This window comes from Janthinobacterium sp. GL_088, assembly GCF_057837845.1.
This window is the reverse complement of record NZ_CM174453.1, coordinates 338,787-358,242: the sequence shown is the minus strand read 5'-3', so window position 1 is coordinate 358,242 and position 19,456 is coordinate 338,787. Positions and strand designations below refer to the sequence as shown.

At 59.1% G+C, this 19,456-nt stretch carries 16 protein-coding genes; 6 read left to right on the top strand and 10 right to left on the bottom strand.

The annotated features are described in order from the left end of the window. Positions 1–1,260 precede the first annotated feature (1,260 nt). Positions 1,261–2,037 (top strand): 5'-methylthioadenosine/adenosylhomocysteine nucleosidase, encoded by a 777-nt coding sequence (locus tag AC3IQ7_RS01510; RefSeq protein WP_489208173.1) that lies wholly within the window; start codon positions 1,261–1,263, stop codon positions 2,035–2,037. 75 nt (positions 2,038–2,112) lie between these two features. Here the strand turns inward: AC3IQ7_RS01510 and putA are convergent, their stop codons facing one another. Next, positions 2,113–5,766 carry a trifunctional transcriptional regulator/proline dehydrogenase/L-glutamate gamma-semialdehyde dehydrogenase gene (gene putA, locus AC3IQ7_RS01505; protein ID WP_489208172.1) on the bottom strand — a complete coding sequence of 1,218 codons (3,654 nt, stop codon included), beginning with the start codon at positions 5,764–5,766 and terminating at the stop codon, positions 2,113–2,115. A gap of 206 nt (positions 5,767–5,972) precedes the next feature. Between putA and AC3IQ7_RS01500 the strand changes: the two genes are divergently transcribed. Both AC3IQ7_RS01500 and AC3IQ7_RS01495 read left to right on the top strand, forming a co-directional pair. Beyond that, a complete protein-coding gene (locus AC3IQ7_RS01500; RefSeq protein ID WP_010393827.1) occupies positions 5,973–6,428 on the top strand; it encodes an Lrp/AsnC ligand binding domain-containing protein in 456 nt (151 codons plus the stop codon). A gap of 205 nt (positions 6,429–6,633) precedes the next feature. Then, positions 6,634–8,193: a methyl-accepting chemotaxis protein gene (locus tag AC3IQ7_RS01495; RefSeq protein WP_322429095.1), complete on the top strand. Its 1,560-nt coding sequence runs from the start codon at positions 6,634–6,636 to the stop codon at positions 8,191–8,193. A 51-nt stretch (positions 8,194–8,244) separates the two neighbouring features. Here AC3IQ7_RS01495 and AC3IQ7_RS01490 read toward each other — a convergent pair whose 3' ends face one another. After that, positions 8,245–9,225: a LysR family transcriptional regulator gene (locus AC3IQ7_RS01490; protein WP_034752642.1), complete on the bottom strand. Its 981-nt coding sequence runs from the start codon at positions 9,223–9,225 to the stop codon at positions 8,245–8,247. A gap of 192 nt (positions 9,226–9,417) precedes the next feature. Between AC3IQ7_RS01490 and AC3IQ7_RS01485 the strand changes: the two genes are divergently transcribed. Continuing rightward, positions 9,418–9,723 (top strand): hypothetical protein, encoded by a 306-nt coding sequence (locus AC3IQ7_RS01485; protein WP_099377695.1) that lies wholly within the window; start codon positions 9,418–9,420, stop codon positions 9,721–9,723. A gap of 80 nt (positions 9,724–9,803) precedes the next feature. On the opposite strand, the gene AC3IQ7_RS01480 is transcribed toward AC3IQ7_RS01485, so the two are convergent. From AC3IQ7_RS01480 to AC3IQ7_RS01460, 5 genes are all read right to left on the bottom strand, one after another. Continuing rightward, positions 9,804–10,400, bottom strand: coding sequence for a chalcone isomerase family protein (locus AC3IQ7_RS01480; RefSeq protein ID WP_489208171.1), 597 nt, complete (start codon positions 10,398–10,400; stop codon positions 9,804–9,806). Positions 10,401–10,512: 112 nt separating this feature from the next. Beyond that, on the bottom strand, positions 10,513–10,776 hold the full coding sequence (locus tag AC3IQ7_RS01475; RefSeq protein WP_035823425.1) for a YfhL family 4Fe-4S dicluster ferredoxin: 264 nt from the start codon (positions 10,774–10,776) through the stop codon (positions 10,513–10,515). A gap of 14 nt (positions 10,777–10,790) precedes the next feature. Further along, a complete protein-coding gene (gene coaD / locus AC3IQ7_RS01470; RefSeq protein WP_034752633.1) occupies positions 10,791–11,288 on the bottom strand; it encodes a pantetheine-phosphate adenylyltransferase in 498 nt (165 codons plus the stop codon). 112 nt (positions 11,289–11,400) lie between these two features. Continuing rightward, positions 11,401–12,060 carry a 16S rRNA (guanine(966)-N(2))-methyltransferase RsmD gene (gene rsmD / locus AC3IQ7_RS01465; protein ID WP_489208170.1) on the bottom strand — a complete coding sequence of 220 codons (660 nt, stop codon included), beginning with the start codon at positions 12,058–12,060 and terminating at the stop codon, positions 11,401–11,403. A gap of 70 nt (positions 12,061–12,130) precedes the next feature. After that, the gene (locus AC3IQ7_RS01460) at positions 12,131–13,036 is read right to left on the bottom strand and encodes a DUF6279 family lipoprotein (protein ID WP_489208169.1); all 906 of its coding nucleotides are present in this window, start codon (positions 13,034–13,036) and stop codon (positions 12,131–12,133) included. Between the two features lie 25 nt (positions 13,037–13,061). Here AC3IQ7_RS01460 and glmU point away from each other — a divergent pair, with 25 nt between their 5' ends. Then, a complete protein-coding gene (glmU, locus tag AC3IQ7_RS01455) occupies positions 13,062–14,438 on the top strand; it encodes a bifunctional UDP-N-acetylglucosamine diphosphorylase/glucosamine-1-phosphate N-acetyltransferase GlmU (RefSeq protein ID WP_489208168.1) in 1,377 nt (458 codons plus the stop codon). Between the two features lie 651 nt (positions 14,439–15,089). On the opposite strand, the gene AC3IQ7_RS01450 is transcribed toward glmU, so the two are convergent. After that, entirely contained in the window at positions 15,090–15,563 is a 474-nt protein-coding gene (locus AC3IQ7_RS01450) for an Lrp/AsnC family transcriptional regulator (RefSeq protein ID WP_099377691.1), read from the bottom strand. Positions 15,564–15,724: 161 nt separating this feature from the next. On the opposite strand from AC3IQ7_RS01450, the gene glmS reads away from it, so the two are divergent. Next, positions 15,725–17,554 carry a glutamine--fructose-6-phosphate transaminase (isomerizing) gene (glmS, locus tag AC3IQ7_RS01445; RefSeq protein WP_035823418.1) on the top strand — a complete coding sequence of 610 codons (1,830 nt, stop codon included), beginning with the start codon at positions 15,725–15,727 and terminating at the stop codon, positions 17,552–17,554. Positions 17,555–17,579: 25 nt separating this feature from the next. On the opposite strand, the gene AC3IQ7_RS01440 is transcribed toward glmS, so the two are convergent. Together AC3IQ7_RS01440 and AC3IQ7_RS01435 are read right to left on the bottom strand one after the other, a co-directional pair. Then, entirely contained in the window at positions 17,580–18,461 is an 882-nt protein-coding gene (locus AC3IQ7_RS01440; RefSeq protein WP_489208167.1) for a methylenetetrahydrofolate reductase, read from the bottom strand. 4 nt (positions 18,462–18,465) lie between these two features. Continuing rightward, positions 18,466–19,365, bottom strand: coding sequence for a LysR family transcriptional regulator (locus AC3IQ7_RS01435; RefSeq protein ID WP_489208166.1), 900 nt, complete (start codon positions 19,363–19,365; stop codon positions 18,466–18,468). Positions 19,366–19,456 lie beyond the last annotated feature (91 nt).

Sequence of the window (19,456 nt, the reverse complement as noted above, 5' to 3'; positions counted from 1 at the left end):
GGCTGCAAGCTGTGGATAACCGTATGGATATCCACAGGGACGATATGTGCGTAAACGAAAAATTTTTTCAGCAACATTTTTTTGTCCAGAAACCGTCCCAGGCAGATACAACGCTTACTCAGCGCTTATCCGTACGCCAAGCGATTGTTTACAAGGATAAATCAGGACTTATCCACAGAAGATGCGCCCGTTAACTACTATTACTATTCTTGTATACGAACTTATTAAGGTAAACCCGACAAGCTCGCTTTGCCTGCCCTTCCCTTGAAGAAGGTGTGCAAGCCTGTCTTCAAAAACAACTGCAAGCGCCTTTTGTTCTTAAAAAAAATCGAGCCAACAACTGAGCAACGAAAACCGGCGCGGCCAGCATCACGCGCACTGCACTGCCAAACCGTTTTGCAAAATGGAAACGTCAACAGACCTGAGCGGGCACAGTGCCAGCAAGCGGTTCGATGTTGAAAAGAGGGGAAATTTACAACGATTGTGGATAAGTCACTTGATATCCACAGGATGACTTGTGAGTAAACACGAAGTTATGCGCAGAGCCGCATTTTATACAATTTTGCTCCTCGCGTGATACAGCGATTATGCACGCTTTATTTTGCGCGTAAACGATTGATCCTGTTGAAAAAAAGCGACTTACCCACAGAAAAAAACGCGTTTACTATTACTACTATTTTTATATATGGATCTATTGTAAACCGACAAAAAAAGCGGAAGTCCGGGGATATTTCCCAAAAGTATGCAAAAACATCAAAAAAAGAAGTCAACGACGGACAGTACGACCCACTGCCAAACCGTCTTCAGAAATCACCTGGATGCCAAGGTGTATGAAAGAACAGCGCTCGTGGCTATTCAAGCTGGATTACCAGAGCACAATCAATGCAGACGAAGCACGTCAAACATGCCACTACAGCAAGAAAACCCGTGATTTTTGCTTGCTGGTGTGGATAAGTGCCTGCATATCCACAGGATGAGATGTGGGAAAAGTCGATCTTTGTCCACAGCCCGATTTTTATCCCAAACAAGTCCTCCGTAGATACAATGCTTGTGCGCCTACTTTTTTGGGTGCCAAGTTGATGATTCTTATACGGTATACCGACTTATCCACAAAAAAATGGCCGTTTACTATCACTACTATTTTTATGTATACATCTTTATTTAAAACACAGAGACAAACGCGAACGGTGGAAAAGTCGCCGAAACGGCTGTTTTCACCGTCTAAACCGTTTTGCAATCCCCAAAACCTGTAAAAAAAGCATGAATTCACACAAAAAAATGCGTTTAGGCATCATCAGTGCCTTGCACGAAGAACAGCAGGGGCTCGTAGAAGCCATGCAAGGCCCCCAGAGGCGTTCGCACGGCATGCGCGACTACACCCTGGGAATCCTGTGGAATATCGACGCTGTGTGCGTCCTGTCGCGTCTGGGCAAGGTTGCCGCTGCCATGACAGCTTCTATCCTTGTGGAAAAGTACGGAGTTACCCACATCGTCTTCACCGGCGTGGCAGGCAGTGGGGATAAACACGTGAAAGTGGGCGATATCGTGGTGGCCGAAGCGCTTCTGCAGCACGATATGGACGCCCGCCCTTTGTTTCCCCGCTTTGAAGTGCCGCTGACAGGCTTGCAGCGTTTTGCCACGGACCTGGAACTGAGCACGCATCTGGCTGGCGCCGCGGAAGATTTCCTGCGTGATGATGTTTCCAGCGTGCTCAAGGCGGCGGATATTGCGCAATTCGGTCTGCAACACGCACAAGTGCACCGCGGCCTGATCGCCAGCGGTGACCAGTTCATCAGCAGCGCCGCGCATGTGAACCAGCTCAAAGCTGATATCCCCGACCTGCTGGCCGTTGAAATGGAAGGCGCCGCCGTGGCGCAAGTGTGTTTTGAACTGGGCGTGCCATTTACGGTCATGCGCACCATTTCCGACAACGCCAACGAAGAGGCGGCAGTCGACTTCATGCGTTTTGTGCAAACCGTCGCCTCGCCGTATGCGTTGACGGTGATCCAGCAATTGTGCCAGCGCCTGGCTGGCTGATTTTTCAGCTAGCGTGCATAAAAAAAGGGCAGAACCACTGGTTCTGCCCTTCCGCGTTAACTGTCTGCTTAAAATTTAGACACTTAACATCATCAAGCTGGCATTTCCGCCTGCTGCCGTCGTATTCACGCACAGCGCCCGCTCAGCGACCAGGCGCCACAGGGGGATGGCACCCTCCTGCGTGGTGGCGATGGTGCCCACCAGGGCCCCTTCCCGTGCCGCCAGCAGCGGTTTGAGCTGGCCATCAAGGCTAGGCTCGATCATGGCGATCTGGAAATCATGCTTGACCGACTCCAGGTTGCTGACGACCTGGATGCGGTCTTTCAGCGCGGCCGGCAAGTCGCCCGGGATCAGATCCGGCGTTTGCGCCAGTACCAGGGCCTGATTACCGGTGGCCAGCACGGCCGCCAGCTGGTTCATCAAGGTGCCGGACGTGGCGGCAGCGCACAGTATCGTGCCGCGCGCGGCAAAGCTCAGGGTATTGCGCTCGCCGGTCGGGCCTGGCAAGACGGTGGTGCTGCCCAGCAAGGTGGTGCGCGCATAGTCCTGTGCCAGTTGCTCGACCTTGTCGTGGCCATGCATCTTCGCCCAGACGGTCAGCGCATCCAGGGCTGGCGGCGCTTGGCGCTGGTGCTGCGCGCCGGCCGGCGCATTGCGTTGCAGGCGTTTCAGGTACAGGGGGCCACCGGCTTTCGGTCCCGTGCCCGATTTGCCTTCGCCGCCGAACGGTTGCACGCCGACGACGGCGCCGACGATGTTGCGGTTTACATAAATATTGCCCACATGCGCGCGCTTGGTGATGAAATCGATGGTTTCATCGATGCGCGTATGGATGCCCAGGGTCAAGCCGTAACCGCTGTCGTTGATCGATTGCACCAGTTGCGGCAGTTCGGCCCGCTTGTAGCGGATTACGTGCAGCACGGGGCCGAAGACTTCCTGCGTCAATTGTGCCAGCGACTTGATTTCCAGCACGGTCGGGGCGACGAACGTGCCTTTGACGGTCGGCAAATCGAGCGAATAATGGTCGATGGCCATGGTTTTCATCTTGTTGATGTGCGCCAGCAAGTTACCTTGCGCTTCCGCATCGATGACGGGACCGATATCCGTGGCCAGGCGGTCAGGATTACCAACGCGCAATTCCTGCATGGCGCCCTTGAGCATGTGGATGGTCTTGTCGGCGATTTCCGTTTGCAGGAACAGCACGCGCAAGGCCGAGCAGCGCTGTCCGGCGCTATCGAAAGCGGACGACATCACGTCTTGCACCACTTGTTCCGGCAAGGCGGACGAATCGACGATCAGGGCATTCTGGCCACCCGTTTCGGCGATCAGGGGAATGTCGATGCCTTCGGCCACGGCGCGCGCAGCCAGGTTGCGGTTGATCAATTGCGCCACTTCCGTCGAGCCCGTGAAAATCACGCCTTTTACGCGCGTGTCATTGCACAGGCCCGCGCCAACGACCTCGCCGCTGCCGGGCAAAAATTGCAGCGCGCCGCGCGGCACGCCGGCCGCATGCAGCAATTGCACGGCGCGGTGGGCGATCAGCGGCGTTTGCTCGGCTGGCTTGGCCAGCACCACGTTGCCTGCTGCCAGTGCGGCGGCCAGCTGGCCCGTAAAGATGGCCAGCGGGAAGTTCCACGGGCTGATGCAGGTGACGGGACCGAGCGCCAGGGTATTCGGCGCGTGTTCCACCTGCGCCGCGTAGTAGCGCAGGAAGTCGACGGCTTCGCGGATTTCCGCGATCGCGTTCGGCAGGGACTTGCCCGCTTCGCGCACGGCCAGGGCCATCAGCTCGATGTGATGCTCTTCGAACAGGTCGGCCGCGCGCAGCAAGGCTTGCGCGCGGATCGACGGTTCCGTCGTTTGCCAATCCATGGCATACGCGCTGGCGCTGGCCAGGGCCGTTTCCACATCGGCCGGACCGGCTTCCATGACCTTGCCCACGACATCGTCGTGCTGGGCCGGGTTATGCAGCATGTGCGTGGGGCCGTTCAGGCTGACGGCGCCATCGATCAGCGGCGCGGCCTGCCAAGTCTGCTGCTGCGCCAGGCCGGTGGCCAGGGTGCGCAAAGTGTCTTCATTCGACAGGTCCAGGCCGGCCGAGTTCCTGCGTTCGCTGCCAAACATGTCCAGCGGCAGCGGAATCGACGGGTGCGGCAAGCCGCCCTGCAGGCGCGCCTGCTCGAGCGGATCTCGGATCAGGCTATCGATGGCCACGCTTTCGTCGACGATCTGGTTGACGAACGACGAGTTGGCACCGTTTTCCAGCAGGCGGCGCACCAGGTAGGCCAGAAGGGTTTCATGCGAGCCGACAGGGGCGTAGATACGGCACGGCTTGTCGAGGTTGTCCGGACCGACGACCTGGTCGTACAAGGTCTCGCCCATGCCGTGCAGGCACTGGAATTCATAGTCGGTAATGCCGTCGCGTTTCGCCCAGGTATAAATGGTCGACAGGGTTTGCGCGTTGTGCGTGGCAAATTGCGGATAGATCAGCTTGCTGGCGGCCAGCAGTTTTTGCGCACACACGAGGTAAGAAACATCCGTGTAGACCTTGCGCGTGTAGACGGGATAGCCTTCCTGGCCGTCGACTTGCGCGCGTTTGACTTCCGCATCCCAATATGCGCCTTTCACCAGACGCACCATGAACTTGCGGCCGCTGCGGCGCGCCAGGTCGATCAGGTAGTCGATGGCAAATGGGCAGCGCTTCTGATACGCCTGCACCACGTAGCCGATGCCGTCGAAGTCGGCCAGGTCCGCATCGAAAGCCAGTGCTTCCATCAGGTCGAGCGACAGTTCCAGGCGGTCCGTTTCTTCCGCATCGATGTTGAAGCCGATGTTGTACTGTTTGGCCAGCAACAGCAGCGCTTTGACTTTCGGCAGCAATTCTTCCATGACGCGGGCGCGCTGGGCACGGCTGTAGCGGGCGTGCAGGGCCGACAGTTTCACGGAAATGCCGGGGCCGTTCTTGATGCCGCGGCCGTTCGAGGCCTTGCCGATGGCGTGGATCGCCGTTTCGTACGAGGCATAGTAATTGGCCGCGTCCTGCTGAGTCAGGGCCGCCTCGCCCAGCATGTCGTACGAGTAGCGATAGCCGCGCGTTTCATTCTCGCGGCTGTTCTTCAACGCTTCTTCGATGGTTTGCCCCGTTACAAACTGGTTGCCCAGCATGCGCATGGCCAGGTCGACACCCTTGCGTATCAGCGGTTCGCCGCCTTTGGCGATGAGCTTGGTCATGGCCGAACCGAGGCCCGATTCGCTGCTGGTACTGACCAGTTTGCCCGTGATCAGCAAGCCCCAGGTGGCCGCGTTGACGAACAGCGACGGCGATTCGCCCAGGTGTTTCTTCCAGTCACCCTTGCTGATTTTGTCGGCAATCAGGCGATCGGCCGTTTGACTGTCGGGTATACGCAACAGCGCTTCAGCCAGACACATTAATGCAACACCCTCTTCCGACGACAGCGAGAACTCGTGCATCAGTGCATCGACGCCGGAGGCGCGTGTGCGTTTTTGGCGCACGTTCGAGACCAGACGGTGCGCTAGCGCTTGTCCTTCGGCCGTCGTTTCGGTGCTGCTGGGGCGCACTTGTTGCAACAGCCACTGCACGGCGGAAACCTCGTCGCGCCTATAGGCGGCGGTGATGGCGGCGCGTTGTGGTGTCGCTTCGGGCAGGATTTCTGCCTGGAACGCAGCAAAAGGAATCGGGGTAAAAGCCGAGGGGCCTGCAGGGTGCATAAGTGCTCTTTACAAGGAAAAGGGGACGAAAACTGACGTAATTCTTGCTCTTTTTTGGTGCAAAAAAATACAGAAAGTCGGACGTTAAGATGATTCGATTGTAAAGGGGATTCTTATGGATTAATTCTGGTAATACAGGGGACTAGCAATAGATAGTTTTTGATGCGACAATTTAACCAAATAATATTAATTTGGGGGTGATAGGAATGCTGGACAAGATCAGTAAGAAAATCTTGATGGAATTGCAGAGCGATGGACGCATCAGCAATGTGGAGCTGGCCGCGCGCGTGAACCTGTCGCCGGCCGCCTGCCTGGAGCGCGTGCGCAAGTTGCACGAATCCGGTTACATCATGGGCTATACGGCCCAGTTAAACCCGCAGCTGCTCGACGTGTCGCTGCTGGTGTTCATCGAAGTGGTGCTCGATCGCACGACACCGGAAGTGTTCGATGCCTTCAAGCATAGCGTACAAATCATTCCAGAGGTACTGGAATGTCATATGGTGGCCGGCGGTTTCGATTACCTGGTCAAGGCGCGCGTCAAGGACATGGCCGCCTACCGCGAATTCCTGGGCAAGACGCTGTTGCAGAAAGGTGTGCGGGAAACCCACACTTACGCCGTCATGGAAGAGGTCAAAAACACCACCAAATTGCCAATTAAGTGACCTTGGTGTAGCCGTCCCACTTTTCTGATTGAGCTATCGGAACAAATGTTGTAGGGTAGAACTACAATTCTGCTATCCGGTAGCCGCCTGAAACGCCGCGCAGACGGTCACTTCAGGGTGCAAGGTGGGCAATCGTGCCCGCCCCGCATACGGTTACAGCACGTCCCTTTCGCGGGACGTGACGGGTTCGCGCAGCGGGGGACAAATGAAGCAGTTGCAGCATCAGCTGGTGCGTTTCTTTGTATTCACGATCCTGGCCATGGCCATCGCCTGTTGCCTGGCCTATCTGCTGCTGCTGTCGGGCGGCGACCATCCCTATCTGATTGCCTGCGTGGCCGCCGCCATCGGCGCCGCACTGCTGGCGTTTGCTGGCCGGCCGCGCGGCGAGCCGGGCTTGCACCAGTTCGCCGACACGGTGGGCAACGCCATCGATGCCATCATGATCGGCGCGGCGGAAACCTCGTATTTTGTCGATTCCGTCAAACAGAAGGTGGAACTCGACGTGCGCACGGCCAGCGACATCGCCGACAGCTCCGTACAAAATGCCGCCATGACGGAAAAGATCGCCGCCAATGCGGAACGGGCCGCCAAAGTGGCCGCCGGCGTGCGCGTGGAAAGCGTGGCGGCGCGCGCCGAAGTGGACCAAGGCTTGCGTCGCATCAATAGCGCCCGCGAAGAAGCGCAAGGCGCTTCCAGCAACATGCTGAGCTTGCAGGAAAAATCCAAACGCATCACGGGCTTTACGGAAGCCATTTCCGATATTTCCGCGCGCACCAACTTGCTGGCGCTGAACGCCGCCATCGAGGCCGCGCGCGCTGGCGAACACGGCCGCGGTTTTGCAGTGGTGGCCGGGGAAGTGCGGCAATTGGCGCAGCGCACCAAGGAAGCCTCCGATGAAATCAGCGTGATGGTGCGCGAAATCAATGAACAGTCGGAAAAAGCCGCACGCGGCATGAGTTCGCTGGCGGCCGGCGTCACGGAAGCGGCGCGCAATGTGGAAAGCGTGCATGCCTCGCTCAGCCATATCGAAGAATCGTCGGGCGAGTCGGAGGACGAGATCGGGCAGATCGCCCGCGCCTCGCGCGAACACGTCGAGACGACGCAACTGATCGCCGACGCCATCCTGCAAATCCGCGACAGCATGCTGTCGACGAATGCCGAATTGCCACGCGCCACGCAGTCGGCCATGGCCCTGGCCGAGCGGGCCGAAGTGATCGCCGGCGCCCTCGGCGAATCGAGCGTGGCCACGCCGCACGACGAGATCCGCGAGGCGGCCCAGCGCGCCGCGCGCGAAGTGGGCAAATTGTTCGAGCAAGCCATCGCGTCGGGCCGCATCACGCGCGAAGCCCTGTTCGACCGCCACTACCGCCCCATCCCGAATACCAATCCGCCCAAGCACAACACGAAGTTCGACGCATTTACAGACAAGGTGCTGCCCGACCTGCAGGAAGGCGTGCTGGCGGCATTGCCCCATCTGGCGTATGCGGGCGCCGTCGACAACAATGGCTATTTTCCGACACACAACAAGAAATTCTCGCAGCCGCTGACGGGTGACTACGCCACCGATATGGTGAATAACCGCACCAAGCGCATCTTCAGCGACCGTACGGGCAAGCGCTGCGGCAGCAATACCAGGGCGTTCCTGTTGCAGACTTATAAACGCGACACGGGCGAAGTCATGCACGATTTATCCGTGCCCATCCACGTCGAGGGCAAGCACTGGGGTGGTTTCAGGATTGGTTACCGGTCCAGCAGCCACGCATAAAAAAAACGCCTGATGTCTGATCAGGCGTTTTTTTTGGTGCTGGCAGAAAACTTACTCAATATGCGGTTTCGGCGCCACGCCGCCGCCGGCCGCCGTCGCCGTCCGTAAAGTGGGCGTGTTCATGCTTTCCAGGTGATTACGCAGCCATTTGTGGGCGGGGCTGCGGGCGTCGCGCTCATGCCACAGCATGTCCAGGTGGACGGCTGGCAAGGTCAATGGCAAATCCTTGTACAGCAAGGACTCCGTCATGCCCGTCGAGGCGATCAGGTGGCGCGGCAAGACCGTGATCAGGTCGGAATTGGCGACGACTCTTCCAGCCGTGAAGAACTGGTTGACCGTCAACAAGATGCGCCGTTCGCGGTGGATCTGCGACAGCGCCTCGTCGATCAAGCCATGCGCGCGGCCGGAAAAACTCACCAATAAATGGTTCGCCGCGCAGTAGTTATCCAGGGTCAATTCCTTGTCGGCTAGCGGATGGCCGCGCCGCATCACGCACACATACTTGCCGGAATACAGGCGCTCGTGGCGGATGGGCGAACCCGTTTCGCTCGACAATTGCGCCGCCACGCCGGGAAAGAAGCCGACGGCCAGGTCGATATCGCCGCGCAGCAGCATCGGGCGCGGTTCGCGCGTGGTCAGCGGCATCATGCGCACGTTGACGCCCGGTGCTTCCCGTTCGATCGAGCGCATCAATGACGGCAGCCAGAAGGCGGCCGTCGCATCGGCCATGGCCATGCGGAAGGTGGCGTGGGTCTTCGACACGTCGAAGGTTTCCGGTGTGACAGCCGCTTCCAGGCTGGCCAGGGCCGAGCGCACGGATGGCCACAGCGCTTCGGCGCGGGGCGTGGGTTTCACGCCATACGCCGTGCGGATCAGCAATTCGTCACCGAGGCTCTCGCGCAGGCGTTTGATGGCGTTCGATACCGCCGGCTGCGTCATCGCCAGGTGGCCGGCTGCGCGCGTCAGGTTTTGTTCCGTCATGACGGCGTCGAAAACACGCAGCAAGTTCAGATCCAGCGTCAGAAAACTCATGGAAAGCCCAAGATAAAAGTTGAATTGATTACTTAAGAGTGTAAACCGCGCCGGGCACGAATATTTTCACTCGTCAAAAAATATTACAGTTTTCCATTCACGATTCATATAATTGGTATCAAGAAATGGAATTAGATTTATATGTTGCACTGCACTATAGTACTGGCAAATTCTATAATGCACTGGAACACTATGTCTACCTTCGCCTCCGCCCTGTACGCAGTATCCGCACCCGTGCTGGAGATTTCCCTGCTGAACGCCCTGCAACTCGTGCTGGTGATCGTCGCCGTGGGCGCCTTCGCCCTGCTGTTCAAGCCTTTGCTGGTGGGCATCGCCCGCGCCATGATGCTGGTGGTGCGTCCCAAGCTGAGCCGCGAAGAACGTTTGGCGCGCCAGCAGATGCGCGAAGCGCAAGCCTTGCAGCGCACCTTGGGCAAGATGGATGGTGTGTCGCCAAGCAACGCCGCCGAACTGCGCGCCCTGTCGACCCGCGCATAAGCTCGCTGTTGCAGATGACAAGCCGGCATGCGCCGGCTTTTTTTACGCCTGCGTTTTCGTGTAGGCCGCTTCAGGCCGCTTTAAGCCATATCGCCCAGCAAATGCGCGCGTAACAAGGTGTCGGCCGGATGGGCGCCGATCCAGATTTTCAGCAGCGCATTGTAAAAAGCCAGGTCCGGCACCGTGTCGCCCACCTGCTTGCCGTTCAGCTTGCACAACGTTCCCTCTTCCGGCAGCCAGTCCACGGTGAGAATGTCGCCCTTTTTCAGGCCGGGCACCATTTCGAACATGGCGCCGAACTGCATCGTCTGGCTCAGCAGGCGGGTGCGGTCGGCCTGCTCGGAACTGCGCTTCAAGCCCTGCATGAAGGCTTGCCCCAGTTCGTCGGAAGTGATGTCGCGCAGCATGACGATCTCCAGGCGGCGCGGTCCGGGCAGGGCCAGGATGTCGGCCAGCTGGGTTTTCTTTTCAGGCAGGTACAGCGCAATCGTGTAGACCTTGAAGATGACCTTGTAGCGCACCCCGGCGCCGTTGAGTTTTAATTCGCGGCTGGCCAGCTGCACCGTGTCGTCCAGCTTGACGCCGCCGATCTCGACGGCAAACGCTGCTTGTGCCAAGGCGGCGCTCAGGCAGGCGGCAGCGAGGGAGCGGCCCAAACGGGATGTGCTTATTTGCATCTTCTACCTCCGTGGAAACCATGGGCTGTGGATAAGTCAGCACACAGTGTAGAACAGTTGGCAGAAGCTGGCGCCACGCAGAAGTGGCCCAGAAGTGGCGCGGGAGAAAAGCTTAAGTCTTGGCGGGAAGTTCCGCTTGCAGGCGTTCGTACTTGGCCATCAATTGCTCCGGGCTTTCGCGCCAGGCGGGATTGAAGGGGATGCAGCTGACGGGGCACACTTGCTGGCATTGCGGCTCGTCAAAGTGGCCCACGCATTCGGTGCACTTGTTGGGATCGATTTCGTAGATTTCCGCGCCCATGTAGATTGCGTCATTCGGGCACTCGGGCTCGCAAATGTCGCAATTGATGCATTCGTCGGTGATCAGTAATGCCATGATTTCACTCTTACTTATTGCGATGATGCAGCGTTGGCGGCAATCTTGTTTTGCAGCCAGCGGTTCACCGAGGGGAAGACAAACTTGGAGACGTCGCCGCCCAGCGCCGCGATTTCGCGCACGATGGTGCCCGAAATGAACTGGTACTGGTCGGATGGCGTCAGGAACATGGTTTCGACATCGGGCAGCAGGTAGCGGTTCATGCCCGCCATCTGGAATTCGTATTCGAAGTCGGAAACGGCACGCAAGCCGCGCACGATGACCCGTGCTTCATGCTTGCGCACGAAATCCTTGAGCAAGCCGGAAAAGCTTTCCACTTGCACGTTCGGGTAATGGCCAAGTACTTCGTTGGCGATTTCCAGGCGTTCGTCGAGCGAGAAAAACGGTTGCTTGTTCTTGCTGTCGGCGACACCGACGATCAGCTTGTCAAACAGACCCGATGCGCGGCGCACCAAATCTTCATGACCGCGCGTGAGCGGATCGAATGTTCCTGGATAAACGGCTACAACCATTGCGGCTCCCTGACGATGCACCAATATAGACGCGCATTATGCCTGAAATTGGTGACCACCTTGGTGCCGCGCCTCGGGCCAGGGAGCTTTTTTGCTTCATTTATAGGCAGATTCAGGCAGTTGCGGGCACTTTGTTGTAAGTTAGCAAATGATAATAAACGGTGCCCGCCTTGTCGGCGCGGATGACTTCCCATGGCGCCATCCACTCCGGTTTTTCCAGTGCGCTGGCTTCATCGAAGACCAGCGGCAAGCCCGATTCCGCGTACACCATGCCGCCTTCCTTGAGCAGGTTGGCGCACAAGGGCAACACTTTCGCGAGGAAATCCTGCTGGTAGGGCGGATCGAGGAAAATCAGGTCGAAACGCTGGCCGCGCGCTGCCAGGCCTTGCGCCGTCAGCAGGGCGTCGCCGCGCAGCAGTTGGACATTGTCTGCGCGCAATTTCGTCTTGTTTTCTTCCAGCTGGCGGATCACGGGCGTGTGGGTGTCGACCATGGTGACGGAGCCTGCGCCGCGGCTGGCCGCTTCAAAACCCAGTGCGCCGCTGCCGGCGAACAGGTCCAGCACCTGGGCGTTGGCCCAGTCGCCGTCGCGCAAGTGATTGATCCAGTTAAATACGGTTTCACGCACGCGGTCCGGTGTCGGGCGCAGTCCCAGCGCCTGCAAAACAGGCAGCACGGAGCGCTTCCACTGCCCGCCGATGATGCGCACCTGGTTCGGTGGCGGCGCGTGGTGGACGGGGACTTTGGCGGGTTTTTTAATCTTCTTTTGCATGGGGGATTTCTTCAATTCGGTGGCGGCCACTATAGCATATGGCCCCCTCCCCCCTGCTGGCGCTGCCTGTCTATTTGGCTTGCGTGGCCAGGGAATTGAAATCGTCGATCCAGCCCTGCATGCGCTTGACGGCGTGGGCTTTTTGCGCCGGCGTGGCGCTCTTGATCACCGTCATGACCATCTGCGCCGTGCTGCTTTCGTAGGCATCGAAGAAGGCTTTGCGCTCGGAATGCTCAAGGCGCTCGAAACTGTCCTTGATCAGGGTCGTGATCAAGGCCGCGGTCGCTTCCTTGCCGAGCTTTTCTTGGTGGACTTTCTTGACCAGGTTCAACACGTTCTGCTGGCGCCGCATGCGTTCGTCGAGCCAGATCTCATTGTTCAGCGGACGCGCGTCGGACGCCTTGCGGATGATGGCTTCCTGCTCGCTGCTGAAGCTGCCGAACCACAGTTCGAATTGCTCCATGGCTTTCTTGTAGCGCAGTTTCTGGCGCTTTTCCTGGTCGCCGCTCAGGTATTTCTTGCGGTAATCCTCATTGTTCGACTTGAATTTCTTTTCCATCTGCGCGATCTGCTCGGGCTTGAGCGAGCGCGCCAGGTCGGCCAGTTCAGGCGCCGCCTTCAGCAACAGCGCCTGGGTGCGCTGCTTGATCTCGCTGTAGTCGGCCATCAGGTCCGCCTGCGTGGCATTGCCTTGCAGCTGCTTCTGGCCCGTGCGCAGGATTTCCACGTAATCCTTCAATTGCGTCTTGCGGTGCCAGTCGAACAGCTTGTCGATATCCTCGCGCACCCAGCCCTTCTGGTCGCGGTCCAGGTCGACATACGCGTTCAGCCACCAGTACAGCACGGTGTCGCCATTGTTGTAGGCCAGGCGCAAGCCGCTGCAACCGGCCATGACGACGAGCAGTATGGCCAGCACGGCATAAGTAAAGCGGCTGGAAGGCGTGGAAGACGGGGCCTGCGTGTTAAACTTTTTCATATTCTTAACTTATAAAAGACGGTCTATGAACGTTGTCATTCTCGCTGCCGGTATGGGCAAACGCATGCAGTCGGCACTGCCCAAGGTATTGCATCCGTTGGCGGGCAAGCCGCTGTTGTCGCACGTCATCGACACGGCGCGCGGCCTGGCGCCGTCCCGATTATGCGTGATTTACGGGCATGGGGGCGCAGCCGTGCTGAAGTTGCTTGACGGCTACAAGGTGAACCATGCCGTGCAGATCGACGCCGCCGAGCAGGCGCAGCAGCTGGGCACCGGTCATGCCGTGCAACAAGCGCTGCCTTTGCTCGATGACAGCGTGCCGACCCTGATCCTGTACGGCGACGTGCCGCTGACCAGCGCCGCTTCCCTGCAGCAACTGGTGCAGGCGGCCGGCAACGATAAGCTGGCGATCCTGACCGTGGAACAGGACGATCCCTATGGCCTGGGTCGCATCGTGCGCGAGCACGGCGCCATCGTGCGCATCGTCGAGGAAAAGGATGCCACGCTTGACGAGCGCGCCATCAAGGAAATCAACAGCGGCATCATGGTTGCGCCCACCGTCGCCCTGAAGCAATGGCTGTCGGCCTTGTCGAATGACAATGCGCAAGGGGAGTACTATCTGACCGATATCGTTGCCCAGGCCGTCGCCGATGGCGTGGCCGTCACCTCGGCTCACCCGGCCGCCGTGTGGGAAGTGGCGGGCGTCAACAGCAAGGTGCAGCTGGCCCAGCTGGAACGCATCCACCAGAACAATATCGCGCAAGCCTTGCTCGAGCGGGGCGTGACCTTGCTCGATCCGGCACGCATCGATGTACGCGGCGAACTGATTTGCGGCCGCGATGTCACCATCGACGTCGGCTGCGTGTTCGAAGGCCGTGTCGAACTGGGCGACGGCGTGCGCGTGGGCGCCAACAACGTCTTCATCAACGCCACGGTGGCCGCTGGCGCGCACATCAAGCCCTTCTGCCATATCGAGGACGCCGTCGTCGGCGCTGCTTCCATCATCGGCCCCTATGCGCGCCTGCGCCCCGGGACGGTCCTGGCGGAAGACGTGCACATCGGCAACTTTGTCGAAGTGAAAAACAGCCAGATCGCCGCACACAGCAAGGCCAATCACCTGGCCTACATCGGCGACGCCACCATCGGCTCGAAGGTCAACATCGGCGCCGGCACGATTACCTGCAACTACGATGGCGTGAACAAGTTCCGCACGGTCATTGAAGACGACGCCTTCATCGGCAGCGACAGTCAGCTGATCGCGCCCGTCACCGTCGGCAAGGGCGCCACCCTGGGCGCCGGCACGACCTTGTCGAAAGATGCGCCGGCCGGCAAGCTGACCGTCTCGCGCGCGCGCCAGGTGACCATCGACGGCTGGACGCGTCCCGTGAAAATCAAGAAATAAGCGCGCCGTCCTCGGTTCGCATGACGCCGTCAGCCTGTCCGGGCTGGCGGCGTTTTTTTACGCCTGTGGATAATCCTGTGGAGAGTGGACTGACAACTCGGGATAAGTCACGCCACTTTTCCCACACAGTATTTTCTCCGTATTGTTATGTGTGGATAAATATGTGAACAAGCATGCGGACAAGTGATGGATAAGCCCGGTATAAGCTGCGTATAAACAGTAAATATCCTGTGGAAAAGACGGGATAAGTTATTTGGCCCAGCTTGCCGCTCCAGCATATGGGCCAGCCTGCGTAGGCTACCAAACCATGCCCTGATTTTTGCTTATCTGGAATGTGGATAAGCCTGTGCGTAATCTGCGAACAAGTGATGGATAACTTATAAGTCATTGTATTTGAAGGATATTCAAGGGCTATTCTTGAATGTCGGCTGTGCGTAAAGCTGTGCAAAAGCCTGTTCTCAAGACGTGGATAAGCGATGCATAAGCCGGGATAAGTTTTATCCTGGAGCCCATGCATATTTATTCAGAGGCCTCACGCGAGGCTGGATGTGGCGGCTGTGGAAATCTGTAATTTTTTGTGTTGTGGATAAGCTTGTGCATAAGTAGATGAAAAACCAGGGATAAGCAGGGATAACTTGTCTGCAGCCTGCTTCACACGGCGATGCGCGTCTCGAATTTGCTGCGGAACGTGGAAAAATAGCTTTTCACGTTGCGCACATTGGCGTGCGCAGCAAACAGGCGGTGCGCCAGCGCGTGATAGGCAGGCATGTCGGCCACTTGCACCATCAGCACGAAGTCGGGCCCGGGCGAGACGCGGTAGCATTGCAGCACGGCCGCTTCCTGTGCCACGAGTTGCTCGAATTCGGCCATGCGCTCCGCCGCCTGTACGTCGAGCGTGATCTCCACGATGGCCGTCAGGCGCGCGCCCACCAGCTGCGGTGCGACGATGGCCACTTGCCGCTCGATGACGCCGCTTTCCCGCAAATGCTTGACCCTGCGCAAACAGGTGGGCGCCGAGACGTGTACCGAGCGCGCCAGCTCGCTGTTGGTTTGCGATGCATCAATTTGCAAGGCGTTCAGGATGCGACGATCGATCTCGTCGAGGGTAATGTTGTGTTCGCTCATGATTTTGATGAATTGGAAAATATATTGATTTTAAATGAAATAATATTTCATCGCAAAATAGAGGTGAAATATTCAGTCAAAAATATACGTATTTAGAAAGCATATTTCATACGCTCTGCATTAGCATGCATGCATTGATTAAATTTTAGACAGAGGTTTCCATGTGCGGCATCGTCGGCGCGGTAGCGCAACGTAATATCACTCCCATCCTGGTCGAAGGCTTGAAGCGCCTGGAATACCGCGGCTACGATTCCTGCGGCATCGCCCTGCATGCCGATGGCCGTTTGCAGCGTTCGCGCTCCACCTCGCGCGTGGCCGAGCTGGAAAAGCAGATCGCCGAAGAAGGCTTGAGCGGTTTTACGGGCATCGCCCACACGCGCTGGGCCACGCATGGCGCCCCTGTCTCCTTCAATGCCCACCCGCACTTTTCCCCAACGGAAGAGAACGCCCGCGTGGCGCTGGTGCATAACGGCATCATCGAAAACCACGATGAACTGCGCGCCGAACTGACGGCCCTCGGCTACGTCTTCCAGAGCCAGACGGACACGGAAGTGATCGCCCACCTGGTCGAGCACATGTACAACGGCGATTTATTTGAAACCGTGCAGCAGGCCGTGAAACGCCTGGACGGCGCGTATGCGATCGCCGTGTTCTGCCGCGACGAACCGCACCGCGTGGTCGCCGCGCGCCAGGGCTCGCCCCTGATCGTCGGCCTGGGCAACGGTGAAAACTTTGTCGCGTCGGACGCCATGGCCCTGGCCGGCACGACGGACCAGATCATCTACCTGGAAGAAGGCGACGTGGTCGACCTGCAATTGTCGCGCTGCTGGATCGTCGACGTCGATGGCAAGCCCGTCGAGCGCGAAGTGAAAACCGTGCACGCGCACACGGGCGCTGCCGAGCTGGGCCCGTATCGCCACTACATGCAGAAGGAAATTTTTGAGCAGCCGCGCGCCATCGGCGACACGCTCGAAGGCGTGACGGGCATCATGCCGGAACTGTTCGGCGACAACGCCTATGCCATCTTCAAGCAGATCGACCGCGTGCTGATCCTCGCCTGCGGCACCAGCTCGTATGCGGGCATGACGGCCAAGTACTGGATCGAATCGATCGCCAAGGTGCCCGTCAGCGTGGAAGTGGCCAGCGAATACCGCTACCGTGACAGCGTGCCGCACCCGAACACGCTGGTGGTGACCATTTCGCAAAGCGGTGAAACGGCCGATACCCTGGCCGCCCTGAAACATGCGCGCAGCCTGGGCATGCAGCACACCTTGACCATCTGCAACGTGGCCACCAGCGCCATGGTGCGCGAATGCGCGCTGGCCTACATCACGCGCGCCGGCGTGGAAGTGGGCGTGGCATCCACCAAGGCTTTCACCACGCAACTGGCTGGTCTGTTCCTGCTGACTCTGTGCCTGGCGCAAGTCAATGGCCGCCTCTCCGAAGAACAGGAAGCGGCGCACCTGAAAGCCATGCGTCACCTGCCCGTCGCCATCGCGTCCGTGCTGGCGCTGGAACCGCAAATCATCGCCTGGTCCGAGGAATTCGCGCGCAAGGAAAACGCCCTCTTCCTCGGCCGCGGCATGCACTACCCGATCGCCCTGGAAGGCGCGTTAAAGCTGAAGGAAATCTCGTACATCCACGCCGAAGCGTATCCGGCCGGCGAACTGAAACACGGCCCGCTGGCCCTGGTGACGAATGAAATGCCCGTCGTCACCATCGCACCGAACGATGCCTTGATCGAAAAGCTGAAATCGAACATGCAGGAAGTGCGCGCCCGCGGCGGCCAACTGTATGTCTTCGCCGACGTGGATTCCCGCATCAGCTCCGGCGAAGGCCTGCACGTCATCCGTCTGCCCGAGCACTATGGCGACCTGTCGCCGATCCTGCACGTGGTCGCGCTGCAATTGTTGGCGTATCACACGGCACTGGCGCGGGGCACGGATGTGGACAAGCCACGCAATCTGGCGAAGTCGGTGACGGTGGAGTAAGCGGGGCGGATTCAGCTTTTCTGCTTCAAGGGGCCGGGGCGGTGCTAGAACGGTACTGCTCTATCCACTTCACCGACTGTGCGATGCCGCCGAAGGGAAAGAAATGCAAGCTGACCTTGCCATGTGCTGATGTCAGGCCAGCGGCCAGGCGCTCGACAAACAGATCGGGCCCCGCCGTGCCGAACAGCTTGCCGATTGAGACACCGTACTTTGACCACATCGATGCGCAGGCGCCCACGCCGCACACCGCGGCATAGCGCGCCAGCACCGCGATGCTCGCGGGGCCCGGCACGCCCACGCGCACGGGATGGTTGATGCCACGCGCGCGCAGCGCTTTTAACCACGTCAACACGATGTCGGCATCAAAGGCGAATTGCGTGACGATCAAGGGCGTCATGCCGCGCTTCTCGATGCTGTGACACTTGCGTTCAAGCACCTCCCACTGTTCAGCCGTGCTCATCACCGGATGGCCTTCCGGGTGACCGCCCACGCCGATCACTTTCATGCCAGCGCGCTCGAAAACGCCGGTGTCGATCAGCGAGGCACTGTCGGAAAACGGCCCCATCGGGGTCGACGGATCGCCAGCGATGATGAAGCAGCGCTCGACGCCCGCTTCAGCGACCGCGCGCTGGACGAATGACTCCAAGCCAGCGAGCGAGACGATACGGCGCGCAGACAAGTGCGGCATGGGCTCTAAGCCGAGCTTGCGCACGGCGTGCGCCGCAGCCAGCCGCGCGTCGTCGTCCTCGCGTGCCAGGTAGGGAATGGCAATCGTGGACCCAGGCAATATCCGGGGCGCCGCCGCGCTTAAAGCAGCAATGTCCTTCGTACTGGTTTCCAGGGAATAGGCATCAGTAATGTTGCCAGCGGGCCAGTGCTGAGCGGGATGCATCAAGGGGCCGACCATAGCCTCACTGCGCATGAGCGCTGGCAGGCTGGCGCGCCAGTGCGATGAAGGCCCGCACGTAGTCGATGGCGGTGTCCGTCTCGCGTGCGCCCAGGAAGATCTGCTTGGCGATGCCGCGCGCGCCCAGCCGTACCGGCACCACATCCATCTTGGCCGCGTATTCCTCGACCAGCCAGCGCGGCAGGGCGGCCACGCCGCGGCCGCTGGCCACCATCTGCAGCATGATGTCGGTCGTTTCGATGGCCTTGTGGCGCTTGGGCGTGACACCGGCCGGCAAGAGGAACTGGTTGTAGATATCCAGGCGCTCGATGTCGACGGGGTAGCTGATCAGTACTTCTTGGGTCAATTGCTGCGGCTTCACATAAGCAGCTGACGCCAGGGCATGGCCCTTGGCCACGACCAGCACCTGCTCGTAGTCGAACACGGGTTCGAACGTCAGCCCCGGCTTGTATAGCGGGTCGGGCGTGACCAGCAAGTCGATCTCGTAGCCGAACAGCGCGCCGATGCCGCCGAACTGGAACTTTTGCTTGACGTCCACATCCACGTCGGGCCAGGCGGCCAGATAGGGAGACACCACTTTCAGCAGCCACTGGTAGCAAGGGTGGCATTCCATGCCGATGCGCAACGCGCCGCGCTCTCCCTGCGCGAACTGGCCCAGGCGCTCTTCGGCCAGGTCCAGTTGCGGCAGCACCCGGTTCGCCACCGCCAGCAGATACTGGCCGGCCTGCGTCAGGCGCAGGTTGCGCCCTTCGCGCAGCCAGACGTCGGTGCCCAGTTGCTGCTCCAGCTTCTTCATGCTGTGGCTCAGGGCCGACTGGGTCAGGTGCAGCACGCCTGCGGCGGCCGTCAGCGAACCTTGTTTCTCGACCTGCTGGACGATGCTGAGGTGGATGCGTTCAAGCATTGAGATGAGCCATGTTCATGGATGTATGAAATAAGACCATTATACTTCATCGATCTTCGCCGCTATCATCGATCCCCTTGTTGCCTGTATT